We start from the raw sequence: 23410 nt of genomic DNA, 5'->3' as shown, positions 1-23410 counted from the left end.
TGGGGGGATCGGGATGGAGGAGTCCCTAATAAGAGTAAGGATGAGCCAACAAGACAGCCACTACGGTGGGGGAATAGTTGATGGTGGGCGACTCATGCAGCTCCTGGGCGATGTGGCGACAGAGCTCCTGATCCGGCACGACGGTGATGAAGGGCTGTTTCGTGCATACGACAACGTTGAGTTTCTCGTGCCTGTGTACGCCGGCGATTACCTCGAGGCGAGAGGACGCATAACGGCCGTTGGAAACACCTCGCGCAAGATGGAGTTCACGATCCACAAGGTCATCGCGTCGCTTGCGCAGGATTCGTCAGCCGCGGAGGTTCTCTCCGAGCCGGTGCTGGTGCTGCGCGCGAGCGGGACGTGCGTCGTCCCGAAGGACAGACAGCGCAGGAGGGGCGGGAATGGCGGCCGATAAGCTCATAATAACAGCGGCGCTCACGGGTGCCGAGACCACCAGGGAGGACAATCCCAACCTTCCGCTCACGCCCGATGAGATCGCCCGGGCGGCGGCCGAGGCGCGTGAGGCGGGGGCGTCCATCATCCACCTCCACGTGCGGGACGGTGAGGGGAGGCCTACCCAGGACGTTCAGGTGTTCCGCGAGACCATTCGCCTCATCCATGAGAGATGCGATTGCATAGTGCAGGTGTCAACTGGCGGCGCAGTGGGCACCCCGCCTGAAGAGAGGCTCCGCCCGCTGGCCCTGGTCCCGGAGATGGCGACGCTCACGTGCGGCACGGTGAACTTCGGGGACGGGGTTTTCGAGAACCCGCCCGCCCTCATAGAGGCGTTTGCCGTGAAAATGGCCGAGCTCGGCATAAAGCCGGAGCTCGAGGTATTCGACGTCGGAATGGTGGCCAACGCCCTCAGGCTTGCGAGGCGAGGGCTTCTCAAGGAGCCCTTCTATTTCGATTTCGTCATGGGGGTGCCTGGAGGCATCCCGGGAACCGTGGATAACCTGATGCACCTCGTGCGGCAGATACCTCCAGGGGCCATGTGGCAGGTTGCGGGCGTGGGCAAGGCCGAGCTCCCTCTCGCGGTGCTGGCCATTGTGATGGGCGGCCACGTGAGGGTTGGGTTCGAGGACAATGTATACTATTCCAGGGGGGTCCTGGCGCAAAGCAACGCGCAACTCGTGGCGCGCGTGGCCCGCATCGCACGCGAGGTCGGAAGGGAAATCGCGACCCCTGCCGAAACTAGAGAAATGTTGGGAATCGCGCCGGGGGGATGATCCTCTGCCCGGCCCGAGGCGAAAGAGATGACAACCTCAGATGGCGTACGTGGTGTTGAAACGGGGAAGGGACGGCCGCGCTCGGGCGCGGCACCCGTGGGTTTACGCTGGCGAGATCGATGCGATCGTTGGAGAGCAGGCGCCAGGCGACATAGTGGACGTGGTCGACTACAAGAAGAGGTTCCTCGGCCGGGGCTTCATAAACCCCGCATCCAGCATCACCGTGAGGGTGTTGTCCTGGGAAGAGCAGAACATCGATGAGACGTTTTTCTACAGGCGAATTGCGGCTGCACGCGACTACCGAAGGGCCATAGGCGCGGAGGCGCCGTGCCATCGCGTGGTGTTCAGCGACGGGGACATGTTATCGTCCCTCATCGTGGACAGGTATGAAGACGTGTGCGTGGTTCAGACCCTCGCGCTTGGCATGGATGTCAGGATGGACATGATCGTGGCCGCGCTCCGCGACCTGCTGGGAACGAGCAAGATATACGAGCGCAACGACTCCCGAGTGAGGGAGCTCGAAGGCCTCGGTCAAAGGTCGGGGTTCGTCAGCGGGCAGTTTCCGACGGCGTTCTGGGCTCAGGAAAACGGCCTGAGTTTCTGGGTGGACGTCGCACTGGGGCAGAAGACCGGCCTTTTCCTTGACCAGCGGGAAAACCACAGGGCCATCGCGCCATGGTGCGACGGTGCTCGAGTGCTGGATGCATTCTGCTACACCGGGGGCTTCGCCCTTCATGCCGCGGCCTTCGGCGCGCGTGAAGTGGTAGGGGTTGATTCGTCGGCGTCCGCACTCGAGGTGGCGAGACTGAACGCCGAGAAGAACGGATTCGCCGACAGGGTCTCTTTTGTGGAGGGAAACGCCTTCGACGTGCTGAGGCGGCTCGATAGCGAGGGCGAACGCTTCGACCTTGTCATCGTCGATCCTCCTGCCTTTGCACCCGGCAAGCACGCGGTAGAGGCTGCATACAGGGGCTACAAGGAAGTAAACCTCCGCGCCATGAAGATCCTCGCGCCCTCGGGCATCCTCGTGACGTGCTCGTGTTCATACCATATGAGGCCGGAGGCGTTTGTCGCGATGCTCGCTGACGCCGCGGCCGACGCGGGCAGGGAGGCGAGGCTAGTGGAGCTGCGGGCTCAGGCCAGGGACCACCCGATCATGCTGGGCGTAGAGGAAACCCATTACCTCAAGTGCGCGATCGTCAGGGTGAGCTAGTCCCGAGGTGGGGCGTCGCGTTGAGGGCGACCGCTATGGAGGTGTGGCTTTGTCTCCCAGGTTCCGGTGCGTTCTTTTCGATTTTGACTTCACGCTTGCGGATTCGTCGGACCCGGTCGTGAAGTGCGTCCGCTACGCGTTGAGTGCGGTCGGCGCTCCGTTGCGCGGCGAACGCGAGGTCCTGCGAACCGTGGGCCTGACGCTTCCCGAGATGTTCCGAATCCTCGCGCCGGGCTATGACCAGGCTGCGCTTGCCGCTCTCTTCATGGAGAAGGCCGAGGACGTCATGGTGGAAGGCACCAAGATGTACGGCGAAGTGGCGGGGACCGTCGAAACCCTGAAGGCTGCGGGCGTGGTGACGGGAATAGTATCAACCAAGCTCCGACGCAGGATAGAGCGGATCCTCGAGAAGGAGGCCATGCTTGAGGCGTTTGACGTCATAATCGGCGCGGAGGACGTGGCCCGTCACAAACCTGCGCCTGATTCGCTTCTCAGGGCGATGTCCGTGCTCCACGTGGAACCGGGCGAGACGCTCTTCGCAGGCGACAGCCTCGTTGACGCTGAGGCTGCGCGGCGTGCGGGCGTTCGCTTCTGCGCAGTGCTCCACGGCTTGACCCGCCGTGAGGAGTTCGCGCCTTTCGGCCCCGTCGCAATCGTGGAGGATTTGCGTGGGATACTGCCGGTGGTTGCGAAGCGCACGGCGTAGAACTGAATGGCGAGTGATGACGGCGGCGAGGTCTTGCTTGAGCAGGTTCAGAAATCCAGGGTCGGGCCAGGGATCGGGCCCCCGACGAGATGGCACCTGTCGTTGAGCAGCCGAAGCACGTACCCGCCCGGCCCGTGCTCGATGATATTCAAGCAACAGGTGTCTTGGCGGATCTTCCAGAAGGCCGAGCTCGCGAGGCCCAGCGCCTTAAGAAGGATGAGCTTGTTGACGACTCGGTGGGATACGACGACGACAGCCTCGTCATTTGTCCTGTCGGCTGCGATCTGCTCGAGAGCCGTCCAGGCTCTCGCCGAGACGATGTCGAGGCTTTCGCCTCCCGGGAAAGTGACGGTGTGAGGGGCCTTTTGCCACGCCTCAAACATGCGCGGATAGCGGGATCGGGCCTCTTGCACGGGTAGCCCCTCCCACGCGCCGCAGTCGATATCAGTGAATCCGTCGACGAGCTGCACGTCAAGCCCGTGGGGGCCTGCTATGATGCGAGCCGTCTCGTGCGCCCTTGCGAGAGGACTCGAGTAGACCGCCGCGATCTCAACCCGCGCCAGGGCTCTGGCGGTCGCCTCAGCCTGAGCGAGTCCGGTCTTGTCGAGGGGGATGTCAGCCCTGCCCCGGAATACTTCCTCTTTGTTCCACCTCGTTTGGCCATGACGGATGAGGATGATATTCACGCCGTGACGGTCTCCTTCCCAGCCGTAGCCTCATTCATTCTACCAAGGACTGCGCGGCAAGGCAACAGGCATCCAGCCAACTGCCTGAGGCCTCTCTTCTTCATTCATCCTATACTTACCAACAGAGACCTTACGCTAACCGGGCCAACGACCTAGCTGGACGGCGCCGTGCGGCTTGGCTCGTCCCCGGGCCGGGGGCGTGTCCCGTACGCTCCAACTTGTTGTGCTCCAACTAAAGGATGAACATGGGACTACATCGTAGGATCGCTGGTGGCGCATGGAGAAAACAAAGGCATGCGAGCGGGCTGGAGCGCGAGCGCCCGCGACGACTGGGGTGGAGAACATGCCGAACGAACGCGATGAGCTCATGAAGCGCAGGCGTGCCCGGGCCGGCCGAGGTCCCGCATGGCAGGCACGGCAGCAGGAAACGATCCCTCCAGGGGCTTGGCTGGGGCTCGTGGCGACAGCCATAGTCGTCACGCTGGTGGTGGGCAGCCTCGGCGTTCTCCTTGAGAGGATTATCCATGGCGCGGCGGATGATGGAAGCGAGGATCTGCGCGCGTGCTGGACTGGTGTCGTTGATCGTGTGGAGGCGGATAAAGCCGTGGTGATCCCCTTTGATGAAACGCAGGGTGCTTCCACTCCGGGCGGTGACGCGGAGAGCCTTTCGGAGGTAGTAATGCCCCTGTACCTGCTTCCTCGCGGAAGCAACGAGGGTGCGGTGCTCTACTTCGCGACGACCGTCCGCCCCGGCGAAACGCGCGCGCGGATCGCTCGCACGGAGGCGCTCATCCGTAGACTCAAAGATGCCCGCGCAAGGAACGTCGCAAGCCTTGAAGCCGCGACGCGACCTTAGGAGCAGCGGCATAATAGAAAAACCCCGCGAATTCTCGCGGGGCTAAACCTTTTCTGGCAGGGGAGACAGGACTTGAACCCGCAACCTACGGTTTTGGAGACCATTCCGAACCGTCCATAGTCGTCCTTACCGTCCTTCTAGCTGGGCGTTATGTCTACCATTTCCACCCAGATGCACGTTTTTCTTCTCCGATTGCTGTCAGTTTTGCTGTCAGAAACGAGCATTGGTCAAATAACCGTAGGTTCATCCGACCCTCGGACCCTGCGCTGTTCGGGCTGAGGGGAAAGGATTCTGTCCATCGTGGCCGCGACCCGTTGCTTCATCGAGGGCAGGATATGGCTATATATCCCGAGCGTGGTCGATATATCCGAGTGCCCAAGTAGCTCCTGCACCACGCGGGGATTCTCGTTCGCGAGGAGCAGGAGGCTCGCGGCGGTATGCCTCAGATCGTGAATTCTGATTCGGGGCAATCCTGCCTTCTCAAGAATCGGGTGCCAGGACCACTTATAGATGTTTGATGGATTAGCGGGCGTTCCTATCTCGGAGGGGAACACGAGGTCCTGAGCCTGCCATACTTCGCCCAGTTTGAGCCTTTCGGCGGCCTGCCGCTTGCGGTGCTCCTTCAGGGCGTCAATCGCGAGACGGGGGAGGTAGATTGTGCGGCGGGAGCCTTTGGTTTTCGGCTCCTTAAACGTCGGCCCTGCTCCCGTAATCCACTGAAGCTGCCTCTGCACCTGGAGGGTTCCTGCGTCGAAGTCGATGTCCTGCCATTTCAGGCCGAGCAATTCACCCAGGCGCAGGCCGCATGTGGCCGCGAGGACGTATAAGGCATAGTATCTATCGCCCCGGGCGGCATCAAAGAGCCTGGCGGTCTCCTCGGGTGTGAGGACCCGCATTTCCTTTCGCTCGACCCTCGGGGCGTCAACAAGGTCGGCAGGGTTGCGAGGAATAAGCCCCAACTTGACGGCTGTGCTCAGGGCACAGTGCAAGGTCGCATGGCACTTGTGCGCCTTGTCGTGCCCGCCGGCGTCCTGTAGCTCCCTGTAGAGGCGCAGAAGGTGTTGTGGAGCGAGCTTCGCCAGGGGGATGTTGCTCAGGGCGGGGATGAGGTGGGTATTGATCGTGCTTTCGTACCGAAGGTACGTCTTCGGCGCCCGAGAGCCCCGGACGGTGTCATTCAGCCAGTGCAGCAGGAACTGCCCGACCGTCTGCTTTGTCACGTCAATCGGCAGGCCGCCTTGCGCGTCGGCAAGGAGCTTCGTTAGCTGTTCCTGGACCTCCTTCCTTGTGCGCCCGTAAATGTACCTCCGCTTAGGCTTGCCGGTGGCATCCCTGCCCACGGTGACGGTGGCGCACCATCGCCCGTCCTTACGCTGGTAGATGGAACCCTCCCCGTGACCCCTACGCTTCGACATTGGCTTTCGCCTCCAGGCTTAGGGCTGCGGGAACGTCCCTGAATATGTCTTCAAGCTCGCCCCACAGTGGATCGTCATGGCGCTTACAGGCGACCCTCGCCTCTTCCCTCTGCCTCCGTAGCGGATCGCTATCGCGAGACACGCGCCGCTCATGAATTTCGAGCCCGTTTGCCCCCTCTCGGACAATGATTAGTCTCCGCATTCCAGGGTTAGAATCGTTCAGACTCAGTGCCAGAACCATCGCCTCTCCCACTGTTCATTCTCCTTTCGCCCGGCCCCCTATCGTGGCCCGCGGCGCTATGGCCTGTCTGTGCCTCCCGTGTCTTGCAATGCTTGCCGTGCTTTGCGTTTCTTTTCGTTGCGCCGTCGTCCTCGCACCCGCCACCCGCATTCCGTGTGTTGCCGTTTATCCCGCCGGGAGTACGTAACGTCCATCCATTGGCCGCAAATCTCGCATCGGCGATACCGCGCTTCACCCAAAATGGCACGGTAGAACTGGACCCACATAGCACTGTAGAGGTTCGTTGGCATGACGAAGCCCGCGAACCCGTTCCCTTTTCGGCTGAGGAGCAGGCGCGGCGAGGCTTGCCCGTTGAGGCGTTCGCTGACCACACGCACAAGCAGGAGCCGCGCGGGTTCTATTACGTCTCCGAGCCTCCACTTCGCGAGATGATCCGCGAACTCATACTTGTGCGCGATATGGTAGAACGGGTGTCTGGGCAGGCCCCCACGGTCCCTCGGAACGTCTTCGAGACCGCCTGCATAGAACGTGACCCCGCTACCGTCGGGGCTCCACACGATAAACTGCCCGAGCCCTCCCGCATCGCGACGCTGTAGCATTTCCCATACCTGAACGTAGGCGTGCATGTCCTCTATCGCTGCAACCCAGGCCGCGAGACTTTCTCCTAAGCGTAACTCGGATCGTCCGTTTGCAGGCATAAGCGCAACCGTGAGGCCCAAGAAGCCATGCTTGTTGGCGAACTTGAGAATAGCCTCCGGAGTGGGTTCGAGAGACGCAAACTCCAAGAATAGTGTTCCATCCTCTAGCGGCCGACGGCGCAGGCGGGAAGTTGTCTCTGGGTGCTGGACGAGATACGGCGGTGCAAGGCGGCGCTGGCCGGGCGCTGGCTTCCCCGTGGTGCCCGGAAGCAGCTCGGCGGCGTCATCCCACACGAAGCCTCGGTCCGGAACGTCCCACAAGAACTCAAATTGCCCAGGAATCAGCTCCAATCTGGTACGCCTCCACGCATCACGCGATAATCACGCGCTAAGATACTCGGACCCCGTGTGTCCCTGATTTAAACTTAACGCGAGAAGCAAATTCCGTCAAGGGGGGCGACAGAACATGCGGAAGTTGCGTGAGCTGCGGCAGGCGCGCCGCATGACGCAGACGCAGTTGGCGTACCTGGCGGGGCTGCATCCTCAGCTGATAAGTGCTTTCGAGCGCGGGTATGCGAAACCGTATCACTCGCAGTTGGAGAGGCTTGCGGCGGCCCTGGGCGTCGCCGTGGAGGATTTGGAGGGCGACGACGATGAGCGGGACCATGCCTGAGAAGTTGCTTTTGACCGTCACCGAGGCGGCCCAAATGTGCGGGTACAGCCGGAGTTTCCTTTATGAGGCCATTAACCGTGGGGAGATCCCGACCATTCGCTTGGGGCGGACCTGCCGCATTCCGGCGTCGTGGTTGCGGCGCTGGATCGAGGAGCAGACGGCCCGGTGGGAGCGGGCGCGGAACGGCGAGGCGTAGAAAAGGCCCGGCTCGCGCCGGGGTTCCGGAAGGAGGTTCAGCATGGCCACTTCCAGGTTAGCACAGCAGGAAGGTTTCCACAACCCTTTTGAGGACTTGCACACGACGGACCTCGGAAACGCGCGGCGCTTCCTGATAGCTCACGGCCCCGACCTGCGCTACTGCCATCCCTTCCAGCGTTGGTTCGTCTGGGATGGAAGGCGGTGGAAGGAGGATCTGGCCGGCGAAGTGCAGGCTCGTGCGAAGGATACTGTTAGGCGCATGTACCTTGAGGCCGCTTCAGAGGAAGACGACCGGCGCCGAAAGGACCTCGCGAAACATGCATTGAGGAGCGAGGCGGCGCAGAAAATCCGTGCGATGGTGGAACTCCTCAAGACCGAGCCGGGGATTCCCGTCCTCCCGGAGGAGCTGGATAGGGACCCGTGGCTGCTCAACTGCCAGAACGGGACTCTTGACCTGCGCACAGGCGAGTTGAGGCCGCATGACCCGCGAGACCTGCTCACGAGGCTCGCGCCGGTCGTCTATGACCCGAATGCCACCTGCCCGCAATGGTGCGCCTTCCTCGACCGGATCATGGCAGGCCGCGTGGACCTGGTGACGTTCCTCCAGCGCGCCGTGGGGTATTCCCTGACCGGCTGCACAGACGAGCGGGTTTGCTTCATCCTCTACGGGACCGGCGCAAATGGCAAGACGACGTTCCTTGAGACTGTGGCACTGCTCCTCGGCGACTATGCAGCGAGGACCACAACCGACACACTCCTTGCGCGTGACCGGGACGGTGTGCCGAACGACGTAGCGAGGCTCAGGGGTGCGCGGTTCGTCTACGCCTCCGAGGCCGAGGAAGGCCGGAGGCTCGCTGAGGCGAAGATTAAGGACCTCACGGGAGGCGACACCATCACGGCGCGGTTCATGCGCGCCGAGTGGTTCGAATTCAAGCCGGAATTCAAGCTATGGCTTGGGACGAATCACAGGCCGGTTATCCGAGGGACGGACGCCGCGATCTGGGACCGCATTCGCCTTATCCCGTTCGACGTGCGGATACCCGAGGGTGAACGCCTCCCGAGGCGGGAACTTATGGCCCGTTTTGAGGCCGAGCTGTCCGGCATTCTCGCCTGGGCTGTGCGCGGGTGCCTAGACTGGCAGAAACACGGTCTTGGAGTGCCGGACGAGGTACGCGAGGCGACCGGGGCATATCGCGCCGAAATGGACGTTCTCGCGCACTTCCTGGAGGAATGCTGCACCGTGAACCCTCTCGCGAAGGCCAGAGCGGGGGACCTCTACAGGGCATACGTGGAGTGGTGCGAGGCGAACGGTGAAAGGCCGTTAGCACAGCGCAACTTCGGCATGCGATTAGCGGAACGCGGGTTCGAGCGGCGCAGGAGCACAGGGGGACCCTTCTGGTGGTACGGCATCGGGTTAGTGAACCAAGTGAACGATAGTGAACCAATTTCCCATATTTCTCGCGAGAGTACAGTACAAGAAGAAAAACCGGAAAAAAGGTTCACTAAGGTTCACTTCCTTCACTCCGACCGCAAGACCGGCGACCGGGAGGTGTTCGAGGTATGACTCCCGAGGCCGTCCTCGACCGCCTCCGTTCCCTAGGTGCTCGTGTATCCCTCGTCGGGGACAAGCTCCGCGTGGAGGCTCCAGCAGGAGTGCTCAGGCCTGAGCTGAAGGCCGCGCTAATCGGGCGCAAGACTGAGCTGGTGCGCCTGTTGCGGCCTGCGCCGGACCTCCCGCCTCCGGTGTGCGACCGGTGCGGCGGGACCCTGTTCTGGCAGAGCATCGCTTACGGTCCGTGGACGTGCGCGAGGTGCTGCCCGCCCGACACTGGGCGCATCGTGGCAAGGTGGTCCTCGCAGGAGGCCGGACGCGCGTTCGAGGAGGTGCATTGCGTATGCGACGCCAACTAGCCGACGCCTGTCCTCGCTGCCTCCTCGCGCTGTATCGCTGTCCGGCCTGCGGCAGGCGCTGGCGGTGCTGGTGGAATCCCGGTTGTCTGGGGGTGAGCGCATGATCGAGGTTCGCTTGCCGAGGTGCGTTATGGTCCTGACGGAGGCCGAGTTTCTGAGCCTGCTTGCCCACGACCGCGAGATTTGGACGCGGGCGCTTGAGCGGGGGAAGGCTGTGCTGAGAGCCCGGGTGCGGGAAGCCCGCGAGGAGGCCCGCAGGAGGCCCCGGGAGCCGCGAGAAACGGGCGGGACAGGGGATGATACCTGAGCAGGTGCGAAAGCCCCCTTGTAGGGCATCCTGGCGCGGCAGATTGAGGTAACGCTTGCACCCCCCTACCGCGCAAGCCGACGCAGGCCGCCGGGACCGGGCGCGCGCCTCCGAAAACCCCGGAACGGGATCGCGCGCGAGGGGGTGACCCGAGCTTGCAGGGCATCCTGGCGCGACAGGAGGACCCGCCGCCGCGTGGCGAGCGCCCCACAGAAGCCCGTGGCGGCGTTCACCCGGCCCGAGGGCGCCGAGGCCGGGAGATAGGAGGCGGTAAGCATGAATCGGTACTGGGAGAATGAGAAGCCTATCGTGGCGGCGAGCGGCAAGAACGTGCTGAGGTGGTTCCCGAAGGCCGGGAGGTTGCAGGTGAGCCTCCCGGACTGGGAGGACGGCGAGGGGAGGACCCGCCCCGGGAAGACCGTCACCCTGGACGTCGAGGCCATGCGCGAGAGCGAGGACGCGGAGACGGCCCGGGCGATTCTCGCGGACGTCCTTGCGGCGCTGGACCTTCTTCACTGACGGCGCGTAGCACAGATGGGGCAAGGAACCTCGCTTGTCCCCACTTACGCGGCAAAAATGGGGCAAAATCGGATGTTTTACCCCACTTTGCCGGGTGCTACGTGACGTCGTAGGTTTTCGCTAGGGGGTATTTCAAAAATATTCTAGGCCGTTTCCCTGGACCGGGCGCGCGCCCCCGCGCGCGCAAATTTCCCTTTTTGAACAAACCGAGAAGAGGAGGGCTTAAAATGCGACTCGATGATCTGAGCTTCGATGAGCTCAACGCAGTAGGTAATCAGATTGTCCGCCTGCTCGCGCCGGGCTATCTCTCGCGGGAGGAACCCAGCACGGCCAAGGTGCTGTTCCGTCTCGCCAGGGAGCTCGCGGATGAGATGGAGCGGCGCGTGGCCGCCCGGGAGGAGGCCAAGGAGCGTGCGCGGCGGCTCGGGCTCCCGGAGAACGCATTCTTGCCGCCGGAGGAGGGCATCGGGCTATGACCGGGGGCGCGTGGACTCAGTGGCGGCGTTTCGTGAAGGGCGTCCTAGACTCGGGGCGTCCTATGACAGAGGATGAACGCAGGCAAGCTGACGAGCTGGTGAAGCAGGCGAAGGCCGAGGAGCGCCGGGAGCGGCGAAAGCAGAAGCGCCTCGCGCGCGGCGGCGAGTGGGTGGAGGTTGAATAGCGATGGCAGGCATGGTAGAATATTCACGGGCTAGCGGTGGAGCGGCCCATGTTGAAAAAGCGAACAGGCCGGGAGCGCCGGTGGAGGCGTTCTCAGGTCCCAAGGCCGGTGGAGGCCCGGACCAGCTCGCGGTAGACGCGGGCAGGCCGGGTTTTTGTCGTTCTAGGAGGACAGACATGCCGAAGTGGACACCGGCGGCGATAGCCGCCGAGCAGGAAGCAATACTTGACCGTGCTCAGGCGGAGCGGCGCAACATTACTCCCGAGGAGGAGCAGGAATACCTGAAACTCAAGCGCCTGCGCCGCCTGGCCGAAGAATTCATGGAGGGATACGAAGATGACTAGAGAACTGCGGGACTTGCACGCCAGACTTGCCGAGGCCGAGCGGGCTGCCAAGGCGGCCCTGGAGCTTCGAGACGTGGAGACGGCCGAGGCGATTATGGCCGACGTTCGGAACCTTCGCAAGCAGATTGCCGACCTTGAGGCCGAGGTGGCCAAGGAGAAGCAGAAGCCCCTGACTGGCTACCGTATCGCCGGGGGCGCTGACTTCGGGGACGGGGCTCGCGTGGCGGTGCTCGCTCCCCAGGATAAGCTGACCGCTTGGGTGCGGGCGACTGGGCGGACCGAGATTGGCGCGAGCCTGGACGAACAGCGGCATGCCTTCGGGCAACTGGTGCGCGCCATGGCTGTAGGTGACTGGCGCACCATCCCCCGCGACGTGCGGGCGGCCCTCGGGACGACGCCGGATTCTGCCGGCGGGTTCACCGTCCCAGACGAGCTCGCGGCTTTCGTGCTTGACCTGGCGCGGGCGAACGCCGTCGCGATTCAAGCGGGCGTCAGGACCGTCCCGATGGAGTCAAAGACGCTGACTATTCCCTCGCTAGAGGCCGACCCGACCGGCGGCTGGAAGGCCGAGAACGAGGCGATAGGCGAGGACAGCACCACGGCCTTCGGTGCCCGGGTACTCACGGCTAAGACGTGGATGGTGCTCGTGCGGATGTCGCTGGAGCTCCTGGAAGATTCGACCCTCGCGGGACAGGCCGTTGAAAACGCCATCGCCGCCGCCGCCGGGCTCGCGCTGGACAAGGCGATTCTGTTGGGCAGTGGCGCTGGAGAAGAGCCCTTGGGCGTTGCCAGCACGCCGGGCGTTCTGGAGGTAAGTCTCGGCGCGAACGGCGGCGCCATCACGTCCTACGCACCGTTCTCCGAGGCCGTGCAGAAGATTGCTGAGAACAACGGGCAGGCGGTTGCGGCCATCCTGCACCCTCGGGACATGGGCGCCATTGACCGGCTGACCGACACAACAGGCCAACCCTTGACGCCGCCTGTCTCGTGGCAGAACCTCCGCAAGCTGACGACGAGCGCCCTGCCGACGAACCTGACGGTGGGGACCGCCACCAATGCTTCCCTGGCGCTGGTGGGCGACTTCTCGAATGTCTTCCTGGGGCTGCGCCTGCCTGTGACCATTCAGGCGAGCTACGAGGCTGGCGACGCCTGGGCGCGCGGGCAAGTGCTGATCCGCGCGCGCTTCCGGGCAGATGTGGCGGTGGGACGGCCAACCCATATCGTGAAGGTGACCGGCATCGTGCCGGGCGTCTAAGGCGGGAGAGCATCGGGGGGCTCGGCGGTTGCCGGGCCCCCTTCTCGTTTTGCTGTCATTTTGCTGTCAAACCGCTTTTTGCTGTCTCCTCGTGAACCCTGAAACCCTTGAGAATACTGGCAGGGGAGACAGGACTTGAACCCGCAACCTACGGTTTTGGAGACCGCCGCTCTACCCATTGAGCTACTCCCCTGCGCGCCTCACAGTGTTCAGTTCAGGCTTTCGCCCAAGTCGATTCTATCAGACGCTTGCGGCTTTGTCAACGATGCCGGCCGGCCCGGCCCGGTTCATCTGTCCGCGCACATTCATCGGCACCAGGCGTGCTGGCGTGGTGGTACAGCTCGCCGTGCCAGCGGAACGCGGCGAGCCGCTCCCTTCTTAGCAGGAGGAAATCACGCGTATTCGGAGAACGTATTGGCGAGTACGCATACGGCCTGGACAGGCTCGCGAGGTCGAACGAAGGCACGAACGCACCGGAAGGCAAGGGCTGCAATCCCGGACAGGGCTTGCGTCTTGACCAGGTAGCGTGAACTTGTGGCGATGCACTCAGAATCACCCACGTGGGCGCAACAGGCTGTAATCCGACATTCTTGGAGGGGTTGGCGCTATGAGCGAAGCTAGAAAGATCCCAGTTGGCGTTTCAGGAAGACACGTGCATGTCAGCCAGAAGGACCTTGAGGCCCTTTTCGGATCCGGGTATAGTCTCACGTGTTTTAAGGAACTCTCCCAGCCCGGGCAGTTCGCGGCAAACGAGACCGTGACGCTTGTCGGGCCGAAGGGAGTCATCCAGAAAGTCCGCATTCTCGGTCCCGTGCGGAAGGCGACCCAGGTCGAGATCTCTCGCACCGACTGTTACGCCCTGGGCATAGATGCCCCTGTGAGGGAGTCGGGAGATCTTGCGGGCACCCCCGGCATCGTGATAGTCGGCCCCAACGGCCCGGTCAAGGTGGACGAGGGCGTCATAGTCGCTAAGCGGCACATTCACTTCACGCCGGACCTTGCGAAGGAGTATGGCGTGAGCGACGGCGAGATCGTGGCGGTCCGCACGGAAGGCCCGAGGGCGCTCGTTTTCGATGAAGTCGTCGTGCGCGTGAGAGGGGACTTCGCCCTCGACATGCACATTGATACCGACGAAGCAAACGCGGCAGGCTTGAAACAGGGCGATTTCGTAACGCTCCTCAAGGCTACGCAGTGAATGGCGCCCGGGGCGCTTCCGGCCTTTGATACCTGGCTTTTCGGGATGGTCGATCCGGGCGCGTCAGGTCGTTCCGCGCGCTCATTGTAAAGTCCCAATGAAAGGGGGATGCCCGTCGATGGGCGGCTCCGCGCGGCGCTAGCGCGGAGTGCTGAGCTGGTCTCCCCAGGTCATGAGACGGGCAGCAAACGTGCCATGGTTGGTTCTGAGCTCGTTCGATCATTGAGGCGCGAGCTGTCAGGAAAGCGCGCGCTTGTCTATGCATCTGAGATCGCGAGGTTTCACAGGGCAAAGGGCTCGTCTGACTACTTGCGGGCTGCCCAGTACATCCGGGAGAAGCTTATGAGCTGGGGGATCGACCGTGTCACCATCGAAAGGTACCCCATCGATGGGAAGAAGACATACGGAACCTGGACGCCACCCCCGGCGTGGGAACCTGTCCGCGCCACGCTCTCCCTCGTGTATCCCGAGGAACGCCCCATCTGTGATTTTGAAACGGAGCCAATGTGCCTGATATTCGGCAGCACTTCCACGCCCCCAGAGGGAGTTGTGCTTGACGTCGTAGATATCGGCGACGGGGAGTCCGAGGACGTGTATGTAACCCGCAGCGTCGCGAGGAAACTCGTCCTTACCTCTGGGGCCGCTCGGTCGGCGTTCCTGAACGCTGTCAGGCGCCGGGGTGCCGTGGGCGTGCTCAGCGACCACATGGTGCACGAAGACTCGTCCATCGGCAGGACGCGGTATGACCTTCCTGACGCTGTGAACTATGCAAGCTTTCCAGTGACGCACGAGGACATCGGCAGGATGGCATTGGGGTTTTCGCTGTCGCATCGACAGGCCGAGGAGCTGAGGTCGCTCTTGAAAAGCGGGCCTGTGCGGGTCAAGGCAAGCGTCGAGGCGCGGCTCTTCCCCGGCGAGATGCATGTCGTAACCGGGCTTATCCCAGGTGAGGCCGGCGAAGGCACTGACGACGGTGAGGTCCTCATCATCGCCCACCTCTGCCACCCCAAGCCGGGCGCGAACGACAACGCCAGCGGCTGCGGGCTGGCCATGGAGATAGCAAGGGCGCTGTCTCAAGGGATCGCAGAAGGGAGACTGGCTCGGCCTCGTCTCGGCGTGAGGTTCATGTTCGTCCCAGAGATGTTCGGAACGATGGCGTATCTGGACCGCCATCCGGGCTGGGCGAGGAAGGTCAAGGCGGGTGTGAACCTCGACATGGTGGGCGAGTCCCGCGATACCATGTCCTGCGCCAACCTCGTGCCGACGCCCTGGAGCCTCCCGTCGGCCGTGAACGACGTGGCGGCGTTCTACATGGAGATGGTGGCCTTGCGCGGCAAGATGTATGAGGGGAGCCAGGTGACTCGCGACTGGCACTACAACGTGACTGGGTTCACGGCTGGGTCAGACCATTACATCCTCGTTGACTCGTCGTTCAAGGTGCCGTGCGTGTATCTGGGGCATTGGCCGGACCGGTATTACCACTCGAATATGGATACGGTCGAGCGACTCGACCCTGAGGAGCTTCTGCGCATCGGACTCGTGGCATCGTCGATCGCGCTGACGTTTGCGGCGGCCGACGCCGCGGCCGCACAATTCGCCCTGAACCTGGTTGATGCGGGTGCGAGGGACAGGATCGCCAGCGCCGCCAGGGCATCATGCGAGGCTGCTGCGATGTGCCGCGAGCCGGCGAGGCGGGTTGATATCGCGAAGGCTCTCGAGCAGCGTCTTGAGGTCATGGTCGACAGAGAGCTCGCGGCAGTTGACGGCGTGGTGAAGCTGGTGCCGGCCGGGGACGCCTCGCGCGTGCGCGAGATGGCGCGGACTCTGAAGAGCGGCATTCGCGCGACGGCGAGGGCGGCTCGCGCAAAGGTCGAGCTCTTCGCCGGAGCTTTCCGCGAAGCTTCCGAGGAAGGCAAGCTCACAGGCTGGCAGAGCGGTCGCCGCGAGCAGCTAGCTCGCACGGATGACGATGAGGCAGCGAGCGGGGCTGTGTACGTGCGACTCTTCAAAGGCCCGCTGGACCCGGCGTACCTGTACGACAGGGTTGGTGAGAAGCGTCGCAAGCAGTATGAAGAAAGGCAGAGGGAGGACCCGGATTTCCAGCTCAAGCTCATCGAGGCCGTGAACTACATGGACGGCAAGCGAACTCTGGGGAGGATCGCGGCCTTGGTGTCCGCGGAGTTCGCGGGGTTCACCCTCGACGACCTGAAGGGATTCGTGGACGACCTTGAGAGAGCAGGGCTCGTACGCAGGAAGTGATCTGAGGGTCATCCACATAGACATGGACGCGTTCTTCGCCGCGGTTGAGCAGCAAGCCCACCCCGAGCTTCGCGGGAAGCCCGTCATCGTGTGCGGGGACCCTGACGGCAGAGGGGTGGTGTCCACGGCGTCGTACGAGGCCCGTTCGTTCGGTGTGCGGTCGGCCATGCCTGTCGCGGAAGCAAAGCGACTCTGTCCTCACGGGGTGTTCCTGTCAAGCCGTCTGCAAGACTACGCGGCCGTCTCGCGGCGCCTGCTCGAGGTGTATCGGCGGTACACCCCGGTTGTTGAGCCGTTTTCCATCGACGAGGCATTTCTCGACGTGAGAGGGTGCGAACGGCTGCACGGCGACGCGCGCGTCATAGCGCGCAAGATCAAGCAGGAGGTCCGGCAGGAGTTCGGGCTCACGTGCTCCGTGGGCGTGGCGCCCAACAAGTTCCTTGCGAAGATGGCCTCGGACATGCGTAAACCGGATGGGCTCACGGTCATCACGGCCGCGGACGTGCCGAGGGTCATCTGGCCCCTGCCTGTCGGCAGGCTGTACGGGGTGGGCGAGAGGACCGCGGCGGCTTTGGAGTCCATGGGGATCACCACGGCAGGCGCCCTTGCGCAGTCGCCCGTGGACGTGCTTGTCGCGAGGTTCGGCGTCATGGGGCGCGTCCTCCATGACGTGGCGAACGGAATCGACGACAGCCCCGTGGACCCCGGTATCAACGAAAGGCCGAAGTCCCTTGGTCGAGAGGTGACTCTTGTCGAGGACTGCGCTGACGAGGAGGCACTAGTGAGACACCTTCTCTCCCTAGCAGACCAGGTCGCGAGGAGGCTGCGCAAGCATGAGCTTGTGGCGAGGACCGTCACTCTCAAGCTGAGGTATTCGGACTTCACCACCATCACGAGGTCGCGCACGTTGAGCGGATTCACCTGCTATGACCAGGACATCTACATGGCAGCCGTCGAGCTTCTCCGCGACAACTGGGCACGATCAAGGAAAGTCCGCCTCATAGGCGTGTCGGCGTCGGGGCTTGCAGCGGCGAGCGATTATACGTGTCAGCTCGCGCTCTTCGAGCCTCCGTCGAGAGGGGAGCGACGGAGAAGCCTCGTTTGCGCCCTGGACAGGGTGAGGGATAGGTTCGGCGAGCATGCCATCACCAGGGCGAGCCTCATTGACGTCACGAGGCCTGCGCGTGTGCGCGGGAACCCCACGTCCAGGAGGCGGTCGGGGCAAGTCGACGCTGACGGGTCAAAACAGGGAGGGTGAGTCGGCTTATGGTGCTCATCGGCACGGCCGGGTTCAGCTACAAGGACTGGAAAGGTGTCTTCTACCCGGATGATATCAAGGACGGCGAAATGCTCAAATTCTATGCGGGGCTTTTCCCCTGCGTCGAGTTGGATTTCACGTATTACCAGATGCCGTCGGTCCGGACCATGGAAGGGCTCGCGCGCAAGGTCCCCGAGGGATTTGAGTTCTGTGTGAAAGCTCACAAGGGGATGACTCACGAGTTCAAGGAGCCTGCGGCCGGGGAAGACAAGAGCGACGTCTTCCGGGCGTTCATGGAGGCAATCAAGCCCATGACGACCCGTGGCAACCTCGGGTGTGTTTTGGCGCAATTCCCGTGGGGTTTCAAAAGGACTCCGGAAAACGCTGACTATGTCAGACGCTTCAGGGAGCGCCTGAAAGACATAGCCGTAGTCGTGGAGTTTCGCAACAGCGAGTGGGTGAGACCCGAGACCTTCGAACTCCTTCGCGCTGAAGGGCTCGGGTTCTGTTGTGTGGACGAACCGAGGCTGCGGGGACTGGTGCCCCCGGTCGCCGAGGTGACCGCGGATATCGCTTATGTGAGATTCCATGGAAGGAACGCCGAAAAATGGTGGAACCACACGCAGGGGTGGGAGCGTTACAATTACTTGTACACCGAGGCTGAACTGGCGGAATGGGTGCCGAGGATCAAAGCCTTGGACGCGCGGGCCGCGAAGACCTACGTGCTTTTCAACAATTGCCATGCCGGGCAGGCCGCTGAGAATGCGCGGATGCTCCAAGGCATGATGAAGCTGGATTTCGGGCGTCCCGCTGAAGGCTAAGGCCAGCTCCGGGCCCGTCGTCCTGGCGCGGACGTCCGGACGGAACAAGGTGGCACGCTCGCTCGTTTCTAGAGGACGGGCGTGCAGCCTGGCGAAGTGGTGCCGTGGTGAAAACCGAAGCAGGGTCCGCACGGGAACAAGTCACAAGTCGACGGAGTTGGGGGATGGGAAGCTGTGTCGGATGCGCTTGTTTGTTGTAGGCGGTTGGCAAGGACGGTTGGTGTGCTCGCTCTCTTCGTCCTCGCGATCTCGGGCGCGGGGCACGCTGCAGACGAGTCCATCAACACCCAGGATGTGCTCAAGCAGATTCAGAGCGCGAACGCTAGGGTGCGAGACCTCACGTGCGTTCTGGAGTCTGTGTACAACCGGGGCGGCGTTGAGGAAACCGTCACCATGCAGGTCGTGTTCAAGAGGCCGGACAAGTATCACATCACGTATCTTGCGCCGTCCTCCAACGAGGGGACGCGCGTGATCCTTGCGAAAGGCGCAGGCGTCGTGGTGCCGAAAGATGGGCATTGGAAGGCATACGACTCGATGTCCGTGGCTGGCCTGGAGACCCTCAGCTACATGCTGAGGTTCACGAGGGATAGCATCGCTGATGCGTACGACGTGCGAGTGTCCGAAAGGGCGAACATACGCGACAGGGTGGCGTACGTCCTCAGCGTGCAGGATCGGAAGTCCCCGGGGGCGGAGCCCGACACCGTGTGGATCGACAACATGAAATTCCTCATCCTTCAGGCCCAGACCAGCGCTATCTTGGGAGAGCCGACTCTCCTGCGCCTCGGAACGATCCAAGAAGGTGAGAAGGGCGACTGGAAGTCGTACACACTCACCGTTACCGACCTCCGCGGGGATAGGCGGGGGGAGATCACCATGACCCAGGTGGACAAGGGCGTGTTCCTCCCGACCAAGGTAGAGCTTTCGTCGGCGCGTGGGCGCGTAGACCAGGTGCTCCGCGACATCAAGCTCAACACAGGCGTGAAGGACGACCTGTTCGTGCTGAAGGAAGCGGAGGAGATGCGCGCGAAGCTGAAAGAGGCGCAATCGGCGTTCGATCGCAGGAAGTATGAGCAGGCCATTCGGGCGTACGAGAGGGTGCTCGAGCTCGATCCGGAGAACACCGAGGCCAGGTGCGACCTGGGGCTGTCGTACTGGCTCTCCGGGAACGCAGACAAGGCCATCCAAGAGTTGGAGAAGGTGCTTGCGCAGAACCCGAACTACCTTCCAGCCTGCAACAACTTGGGCTTCATCCTGGCGGACACGAAGAGGGACCTTAAGCGCGCCGTCGCTCTCCTAGAAAAGGCCGTAGATGGGGAGCCTGCGAATCCGGTATACATGGACAGCTTGGGATGGGCGTATTTCAAGCAGGAGCGTCTGGACGATGCCGAGAGGACCATCCGCCGGGCGCTGCTGTTCCCGTCGGACTTCCCAGAGAAGAGCCTTGCAACGGCGCACTACCATCTTGCGATGGTGTACGAGGCCAAGGGCATGAAAGCTGAGGCTATACAGGAGGTGCAGAAGGCCTTGGAGATAGACCCATTCAACTCCATGCTGCGTCAGGAACTTGCGAGGCTCAGACGGGGCTAGGTCCCGATCCCGTGGGCGTGCGGGCCCGCTTGTTTCGAGTTGCGCGCCTCGTGCGGTCCTTGCTTGCGCGGCGAGGCCGTCGCGCGAAAGGCTTTGACGTCAGGAGGGCGGGGTTGTATAATACCCCTGGGAGTATCCCTTCCAACGGGGGAGGGAAGGGGAGAGGGGAAGCTTCAAACCTTGGAGTTCCCTTGAGTCTCGTCAAGAACGGAGGAGTTCACGCTGTGGCTATCTATGAGTTCGTGTGCACGAAATGCGGCACCAAGTTTGAGGAGCTCATCATGGGCAGCGCGCACGCTGAGGTGAAGTGCCCGAACTGCGGCGCCGGCAATGTCAAGAGGCTCATGTCGACGTTCGGGTATAATGGGGGATCTGGCTTCAAGAGCACAGCTTCGTCGTCGGGCGGCGGCTGTTCCTCATGCAGCGGCGGGACGTGTAGCACATGTCACTGACCGCGGTCGGCGGCAGGGTGGCCGGTGGCCCGCTGGGCCAGCCCGCTGCTGGTGGCCGGGAGCGCCGGCTCCGCTGCGCTTTAGTGGAAAAGGCCGCTGAGCTCGGTTTCACTGGGTTGGGCGTGACGGGCGCGAGCCCACTGCCGGAATGGGATAGCGAGGTCCGGCGGCGCGTCCGCGCGGGTATGATCTCGCCTGAGCAGTATGAAAGATACTTCAGGAGCCTCGTAGGGGAGCCGAAAGGTATCATGCCTTCGGCCGCCTCGATTCTGGTCTTGGCGCGGCCGTTCAAGCCTTACGCGCTTCCTCTGCCGAACGGCATGGCGGGGTACTCGGCCTACTACCGCGCCTATCCGGAGGCGCGTGAGGCCGCACAGCATCTTGCAGCCGCACTAGAACGGGCCGGGGTGCGTGCGGTCCTCCAGCCTCGGCTTCCGAGCAAGGCCCTTGCAGTGCGGGCGGGGCTTGGGTCGTACGGAAAGAACTCCCTCATTTACCGCCAGGAATCGGGCTCTTTCATAAGCCTTCAGGTGATCGTCATAGATGTGCCTCTCGCAAGCGACGCAGAGCAGGAGGCGTTGACGCCGGCGACAACATGCGAGTGCGGTGGCTGCGTTGCGTGCGTGCGGGCTTGTCCCACGGGCGCGATACAACCGGGCGGAGCACTGGACGTTTCGCGGTGCGTCCGTGCGTACATGAACTCCGGTCGGGTCGTTCCGATCGAGCTCCGCAGGGCGTACGGAACCAGCATCCTGGGCTGTGATGCTTGCCAGCGCTGTTGCCCGCGGAACGCGGTGGCTGTAAAGAACGCCGTGGCCCCGCCGGATGAGGACGCCGAGATATTCTCCCTTGCGGGCATCCTGGGGGACGACGCTGGCGGGCGTAGGGCGAGGCTTGCACGGATGGCGGAGGTCATTGGTCCCAATTACTCCAGGGAAAACCGCATCGTGGCCGACGCGGCCATCGCAGCGGGCAATACAAAGGACCCTGTGCTCCTCGCGCCGCTCGGGCTCGCGCTCCAACATCCGCACGTGCCTGTCCGAGCGCATGCGGCGTGGGCCATCGGCGAGATCGGCGGAAGGGCCGCGGCGCGTCTTCTGGAGAAGGCTCTGGCCGCGGAAACGGACGACCTCGTCCGGCGCGAGGCCAAGATGGCCCTAGAGAAGGCGCTCGCAGGCGGAACTGAGCCGGGGCCTAGGAGTCCTAGGATTACGGAAAGTACGGGACAATTGGCGCGGTGATCTGAGCCTTAGTCTCGTTCCCGAATCGTTTCCGGAAGAGGGCGGCAGGGGGGTATACTGTTTGCGGCTGAAGGGCGGGGGTGGGGAGTCTGGCCGTGACATGCGTCAGTCAGTGCTTTCTTCCCTAGCTAGTTGACATAAGATATATTATGCGATCCAAAGGTTTTGGCGGGCGAGAACGGTCCGATGAGGTGTCGAGGTACTGCGAGGGTACTACCGGGACGCCGTGAAAGGTGCAGCCCCGACCTCGAGTCGAGATCGAGGCTGCCTCGGTTACCTTGCGTATCCCGCCGTGGCGACCGTTTCGTCACGTGAGGCCCAGTCATCACCTGGACGCTTGCCATCACCATCCGCCACCACGTCCACCTGGACCATGAGCACCTGGCCGGGCCGAAGCGTCGCGCTTGACAGGTGGTTCCGAGCCATGATGTCACTTACGGCGGCGCGGATATCGACTTCCTTTCCCACGTGGTCTCTGGCGATGCTCCAAAGGGTATCACCCGGGGCGACCACCACTTCAACGACCTCGCGCGACGGTACCGACGACGCTACGCGGGCGGGTCGGCCGGCACCGAAAGTGATGCCCACGGCGCAGACCATTGCCACCATACACGCAAGCACGATGCCGATTTCCGCATTTGCGTGCGCCCTCGACGACGCTCTCCACGATGACACGTCGGCTCTCCTCATGAATAGTCCCCCCTGGCCTCACGTTTCGCATATTAGGGAAACATATGTTCGTACTGGCAGCGTCATCATAGCACGAACATATGTTTGTGTCAAGAGGGCCAAGCGGGGCGCATCCCACGGGATGGCGGGCAGCACCCCGCTTGGGCTTGTTACCTGGGACAGCCCGCGACACGGCGGAGTAAGTCGGCATGGGCGACGTCGAACAACGAACAACCGTTTGCGGATGGAGGTAGCGTATGGTATAATCCGACTCGGAAAGCGTGAGGGCTTGGACCCGAGAGCGAGGTGTTTTGGACGATGCCGCGCAGGAAATCCGTGGCAATCTCCCGTCGGCAGCAGCAGATCCTCGACTTCATCACCAAGCAGATGGAGCTCCGTGGGTACCCGCCGTCGGTCCGCGAGATAGGGCAGGCAGTGGGGCTTAAGTCCACGTCCACGGTTCACGGCCATCTGTCGCAGTTGGAGAAAAAGGGCTACATACGGCGAGATCCAACCAAGCCTCGGGCCATCGAAGTCCTGCCCGCGTCGGGCGCCCTGCACCGCGGGTCGGCTCTCGCGGTGCCAGTCGTTGGTCGAGTGACGGCCGGCCAACCCATACTGGCAGTGCAGAACATCGAAGACTACTTCCCTCTTCCCAAAGACTTCGGCGAGCAAGGCAGCCTGTTCATGTTGAAGGTGCGCGGAGAGAGCATGATCGAAGCCGGGATCCTAAACGATGACCTCGTCATCGTGAGGCAGCAGGACACGGCCGAAAACGGCGACATAGTCGTCGCTCTCCTAGACGACGAGGCCACGGTCAAGAGGTTTTTCAAGGAAGCAGGCAGGGTTCGCTTGCAGCCGGAGAATAGGTTCATGGATCCGATCATAGTCAGGGATGTGGCGATCCTCGGCAAGGTAGTCGGGCTTGTGAGGCGGATACACTGATTGATCCTCATGAAGATTCGCCAAGAACATTCGTCAAGAAGGCCCAGTGCGTGCCGACCAGCGGGCCGTCCGGCGGGTTGTGCCCGGTGTGTGCCTGGCGTGTGCCGCTTTCGGCTTCGGAATCCGGTGCG

General features: G+C 62.8%; 28 protein-coding genes and 1 tRNA gene. 23 read left to right on the top strand and 6 right to left on the bottom strand.

The annotated features are described in order from the left end of the window. Positions 1 to 13 precede the first annotated feature (13 nt). From GX515_10180 to GX515_10165, 4 genes are read left to right on the top strand one after another with little or no spacing between them, the layout of a single operon-like run. Entirely contained in the window at positions 14 to 415 is a 402-nt protein-coding gene (locus GX515_10180; protein ID HHY33356.1) for a 3-aminobutyryl-CoA ammonia lyase, read from the top strand. After that, the gene (locus tag GX515_10175; protein HHY33355.1) at positions 402 to 1229 is read left to right on the top strand and encodes a 3-keto-5-aminohexanoate cleavage protein; all 828 of its coding nucleotides are present in this window, start codon (positions 402 to 404) and stop codon (positions 1227 to 1229) included. Before GX515_10180 ends, GX515_10175 begins: the two co-directional genes overlap by 14 nt. 40 nt (positions 1230 to 1269) lie before the next feature. Continuing rightward, complete coding sequence (locus GX515_10170; protein HHY33354.1) at positions 1270 to 2442, top strand: class I SAM-dependent rRNA methyltransferase; 1173 nt, start codon at positions 1270 to 1272, stop codon at positions 2440 to 2442. Between the two features lie 49 nt (positions 2443 to 2491). Next, positions 2492 to 3148 (top strand): HAD-IA family hydrolase, encoded by a 657-nt coding sequence (locus tag GX515_10165; protein ID HHY33353.1) that lies wholly within the window; start codon positions 2492 to 2494, stop codon positions 3146 to 3148. A gap of 47 nt (positions 3149 to 3195) precedes the next feature. On the opposite strand, the gene GX515_10160 is transcribed toward GX515_10165, so the two are convergent. Then, positions 3196 to 3834, bottom strand: a complete 639-nt coding sequence (locus GX515_10160) for a histidine phosphatase family protein (protein HHY33352.1) — start codon at positions 3832 to 3834, stop codon at positions 3196 to 3198. A gap of 277 nt (positions 3835 to 4111) precedes the next feature. Between GX515_10160 and GX515_10155 the strand changes: the two genes are divergently transcribed. Next, on the top strand, positions 4112 to 4690 hold the full coding sequence (locus GX515_10155; GenBank protein HHY33351.1) for a DUF3006 domain-containing protein: 579 nt from the start codon (positions 4112 to 4114) through the stop codon (positions 4688 to 4690). Positions 4691 to 4917: 227 nt separating this feature from the next. Here the strand turns inward: GX515_10155 and GX515_10150 are convergent, their stop codons facing one another. From GX515_10150 to GX515_10140, 3 genes are read right to left on the bottom strand one after another with little or no spacing between them, the layout of a single operon-like run. Next, a complete protein-coding gene (locus tag GX515_10150; GenBank protein ID HHY33350.1) occupies positions 4918 to 6105 on the bottom strand; it encodes a site-specific integrase in 1188 nt (395 codons plus the stop codon). Beyond that, positions 6092 to 6358 (bottom strand): hypothetical protein, encoded by a 267-nt coding sequence (locus GX515_10145; GenBank protein ID HHY33349.1) that lies wholly within the window; start codon positions 6356 to 6358, stop codon positions 6092 to 6094. The genes GX515_10150 and GX515_10145 overlap by 14 nt, the downstream gene beginning before the upstream one ends. A gap of 44 nt (positions 6359 to 6402) precedes the next feature. Further along, positions 6403 to 7335 carry a hypothetical protein gene (locus GX515_10140; GenBank protein ID HHY33348.1) on the bottom strand — a complete coding sequence of 311 codons (933 nt, stop codon included), beginning with the start codon at positions 7333 to 7335 and terminating at the stop codon, positions 6403 to 6405. A gap of 115 nt (positions 7336 to 7450) precedes the next feature. On the opposite strand from GX515_10140, the gene GX515_10135 reads away from it, so the two are divergent. The 10 genes from GX515_10135 (at position 7451) to GX515_10090 (ending at position 12852) form a co-directional block, all read left to right on the top strand. After that, positions 7451 to 7657 (top strand): helix-turn-helix transcriptional regulator, encoded by a 207-nt coding sequence (locus GX515_10135; protein HHY33347.1) that lies wholly within the window; start codon positions 7451 to 7453, stop codon positions 7655 to 7657. Next, positions 7650 to 7853 carry a helix-turn-helix domain-containing protein gene (locus GX515_10130; protein ID HHY33346.1) on the top strand — a complete coding sequence of 68 codons (204 nt, stop codon included), beginning with the start codon at positions 7650 to 7652 and terminating at the stop codon, positions 7851 to 7853. Before GX515_10135 ends, GX515_10130 begins: the two co-directional genes overlap by 8 nt. 42 nt (positions 7854 to 7895) lie before the next feature. Beyond that, positions 7896 to 9419, top strand: coding sequence for a hypothetical protein (locus GX515_10125; GenBank protein ID HHY33345.1), 1524 nt, complete (start codon positions 7896 to 7898; stop codon positions 9417 to 9419). Continuing rightward, on the top strand, positions 9416 to 9766 hold the full coding sequence (locus GX515_10120; GenBank protein HHY33344.1) for a hypothetical protein: 351 nt from the start codon (positions 9416 to 9418) through the stop codon (positions 9764 to 9766). The genes GX515_10125 and GX515_10120 overlap by 4 nt, the downstream gene beginning before the upstream one ends. Positions 9767 to 9866: 100 nt before the next feature. Continuing rightward, entirely contained in the window at positions 9867 to 10073 is a 207-nt protein-coding gene (locus GX515_10115; protein ID HHY33343.1) for a hypothetical protein, read from the top strand. A gap of 276 nt (positions 10074 to 10349) precedes the next feature. Further along, entirely contained in the window at positions 10350 to 10592 is a 243-nt protein-coding gene (locus GX515_10110) for a hypothetical protein (protein HHY33342.1), read from the top strand. 227 nt (positions 10593 to 10819) lie between these two features. Then, positions 10820 to 11068 carry a hypothetical protein gene (locus GX515_10105; GenBank protein ID HHY33341.1) on the top strand — a complete coding sequence of 83 codons (249 nt, stop codon included), beginning with the start codon at positions 10820 to 10822 and terminating at the stop codon, positions 11066 to 11068. Continuing rightward, the gene (locus GX515_10100) at positions 11065 to 11253 is read left to right on the top strand and encodes a hypothetical protein (GenBank protein ID HHY33340.1); all 189 of its coding nucleotides are present in this window, start codon (positions 11065 to 11067) and stop codon (positions 11251 to 11253) included. Before GX515_10105 ends, GX515_10100 begins: the two co-directional genes overlap by 4 nt. Before the next feature lie 176 nt (positions 11254 to 11429). Further along, positions 11430 to 11597, top strand: a complete 168-nt coding sequence (locus GX515_10095) for a hypothetical protein (protein ID HHY33339.1) — start codon at positions 11430 to 11432, stop codon at positions 11595 to 11597. Beyond that, complete coding sequence (locus GX515_10090) at positions 11590 to 12852, top strand: phage major capsid protein (GenBank protein HHY33338.1); 1263 nt, start codon at positions 11590 to 11592, stop codon at positions 12850 to 12852. The genes GX515_10095 and GX515_10090 overlap by 8 nt, the downstream gene beginning before the upstream one ends. A 117-nt stretch (positions 12853 to 12969) precedes the next feature. Here GX515_10090 and GX515_10085 read toward each other — a convergent pair. Continuing rightward, positions 12970 to 13045: transfer RNA gene (locus GX515_10085), tRNA-Trp, on the bottom strand. A 414-nt stretch (positions 13046 to 13459) separates the two neighbouring features. Between GX515_10085 and GX515_10080 the strand changes: the two genes are divergently transcribed. From GX515_10080 to GX515_10050, 7 genes are all read left to right on the top strand, one after another. Next, entirely contained in the window at positions 13460 to 14047 is a 588-nt protein-coding gene (locus GX515_10080) for a phosphate propanoyltransferase (protein ID HHY33337.1), read from the top strand. A 195-nt stretch (positions 14048 to 14242) separates the two neighbouring features. After that, positions 14243 to 16306, top strand: a complete 2064-nt coding sequence (locus tag GX515_10075) for a DUF4910 domain-containing protein (GenBank protein ID HHY33336.1) — start codon at positions 14243 to 14245, stop codon at positions 16304 to 16306. A 22-nt stretch (positions 16307 to 16328) separates the two neighbouring features. Then, positions 16329 to 17564, top strand: coding sequence for a DNA polymerase IV (gene dinB / locus GX515_10070; protein ID HHY33335.1), 1236 nt, complete (start codon positions 16329 to 16331; stop codon positions 17562 to 17564). An 8-nt stretch (positions 17565 to 17572) separates the two neighbouring features. After that, positions 17573 to 18385, top strand: coding sequence for a DUF72 domain-containing protein (locus tag GX515_10065; protein ID HHY33334.1), 813 nt, complete (start codon positions 17573 to 17575; stop codon positions 18383 to 18385). 222 nt (positions 18386 to 18607) lie between these two features. After that, positions 18608 to 19972 (top strand): tetratricopeptide repeat protein, encoded by a 1365-nt coding sequence (locus GX515_10060; GenBank protein HHY33333.1) that lies wholly within the window; start codon positions 18608 to 18610, stop codon positions 19970 to 19972. A gap of 224 nt (positions 19973 to 20196) precedes the next feature. Further along, positions 20197 to 20424 (top strand): zinc ribbon domain-containing protein, encoded by a 228-nt coding sequence (locus GX515_10055; protein HHY33332.1) that lies wholly within the window; start codon positions 20197 to 20199, stop codon positions 20422 to 20424. Beyond that, a complete protein-coding gene (locus GX515_10050) occupies positions 20415 to 21665 on the top strand; it encodes a hypothetical protein (GenBank protein HHY33331.1) in 1251 nt (416 codons plus the stop codon). The genes GX515_10055 and GX515_10050 overlap by 10 nt, the downstream gene beginning before the upstream one ends. A 273-nt stretch (positions 21666 to 21938) precedes the next feature. Here GX515_10050 and GX515_10045 read toward each other — a convergent pair whose 3' ends face one another. Continuing rightward, entirely contained in the window at positions 21939 to 22355 is a 417-nt protein-coding gene (locus GX515_10045; GenBank protein ID HHY33330.1) for a LysM peptidoglycan-binding domain-containing protein, read from the bottom strand. Between the two features lie 297 nt (positions 22356 to 22652). On the opposite strand from GX515_10045, the gene lexA reads away from it, so the two are divergent. Beyond that, positions 22653 to 23279: a transcriptional repressor LexA gene (lexA, locus tag GX515_10040; GenBank protein ID HHY33329.1), complete on the top strand. Its 627-nt coding sequence runs from the start codon at positions 22653 to 22655 to the stop codon at positions 23277 to 23279. The last annotated feature ends 131 nt before the right edge of the window (positions 23280 to 23410 follow it).

The sequence above is a fragment of the Bacillota bacterium genome (assembly GCA_012842395.1).
GTDB lineage: Bacteria > Bacillota > SHA-98 > UBA4971 > UBA4971 > UBA6256.
This window is presented reverse-complemented; position numbering and strand designations above follow the sequence as displayed.

Bases quoted from the DNA above. Each gene is read 5' to 3' on its own strand.
- GX515_10150 (HHY33350.1), bottom strand. From the start codon at position 6,105: ATGTCGAAGCGTAGGGGTCACGGGGAGGGTTCCATCTACCAGCGTAAG.
- GX515_10080 (HHY33337.1), top strand. From the start codon at position 13,460: ATGAGCGAAGCTAGAAAGATCCCAGTTGGCGTTTCAGGAAGACACGTG.
- GX515_10095 (HHY33339.1), top strand. From the start codon at position 11,430: ATGCCGAAGTGGACACCGGCGGCGATAGCCGCCGAGCAGGAAGCAATA.
- GX515_10180 (HHY33356.1), top strand. From the start codon at position 14: ATGGAGGAGTCCCTAATAAGAGTAAGGATGAGCCAACAAGACAGCCAC.
- GX515_10050 (HHY33331.1), top strand. From the start codon at position 20,415: ATGTCACTGACCGCGGTCGGCGGCAGGGTGGCCGGTGGCCCGCTGGGC.
- GX515_10105 (HHY33341.1), top strand. From the start codon at position 10,820: ATGCGACTCGATGATCTGAGCTTCGATGAGCTCAACGCAGTAGGTAAT.
- GX515_10090 (HHY33338.1), top strand. From the start codon at position 11,590: ATGACTAGAGAACTGCGGGACTTGCACGCCAGACTTGCCGAGGCCGAG.
- GX515_10170 (HHY33354.1), top strand. From the start codon at position 1,270: ATGGCGTACGTGGTGTTGAAACGGGGAAGGGACGGCCGCGCTCGGGCG.
- GX515_10065 (HHY33334.1), top strand. From the start codon at position 17,573: ATGGTGCTCATCGGCACGGCCGGGTTCAGCTACAAGGACTGGAAAGGT.
- GX515_10045 (HHY33330.1), bottom strand. From the start codon at position 22,355: ATGAGGAGAGCCGACGTGTCATCGTGGAGAGCGTCGTCGAGGGCGCAC.
- GX515_10125 (HHY33345.1), top strand. From the start codon at position 7,896: ATGGCCACTTCCAGGTTAGCACAGCAGGAAGGTTTCCACAACCCTTTT.
- dinB (HHY33335.1), top strand. From the start codon at position 16,329: ATGGACGCGTTCTTCGCCGCGGTTGAGCAGCAAGCCCACCCCGAGCTT.
- GX515_10135 (HHY33347.1), top strand. From the start codon at position 7,451: ATGCGGAAGTTGCGTGAGCTGCGGCAGGCGCGCCGCATGACGCAGACG.
- GX515_10120 (HHY33344.1), top strand. From the start codon at position 9,416: ATGACTCCCGAGGCCGTCCTCGACCGCCTCCGTTCCCTAGGTGCTCGT.
- GX515_10175 (HHY33355.1), top strand. From the start codon at position 402: ATGGCGGCCGATAAGCTCATAATAACAGCGGCGCTCACGGGTGCCGAG.
- GX515_10110 (HHY33342.1), top strand. From the start codon at position 10,350: ATGAATCGGTACTGGGAGAATGAGAAGCCTATCGTGGCGGCGAGCGGC.
- GX515_10115 (HHY33343.1), top strand. From the start codon at position 9,867: ATGATCGAGGTTCGCTTGCCGAGGTGCGTTATGGTCCTGACGGAGGCC.
- GX515_10100 (HHY33340.1), top strand. From the start codon at position 11,065: ATGACCGGGGGCGCGTGGACTCAGTGGCGGCGTTTCGTGAAGGGCGTC.
- GX515_10155 (HHY33351.1), top strand. From the start codon at position 4,112: ATGGAGAAAACAAAGGCATGCGAGCGGGCTGGAGCGCGAGCGCCCGCG.
- GX515_10075 (HHY33336.1), top strand. From the start codon at position 14,243: ATGGTTGGTTCTGAGCTCGTTCGATCATTGAGGCGCGAGCTGTCAGGA.
- GX515_10130 (HHY33346.1), top strand. From the start codon at position 7,650: ATGCCTGAGAAGTTGCTTTTGACCGTCACCGAGGCGGCCCAAATGTGC.
- lexA (HHY33329.1), top strand. From the start codon at position 22,653: ATGCCGCGCAGGAAATCCGTGGCAATCTCCCGTCGGCAGCAGCAGATC.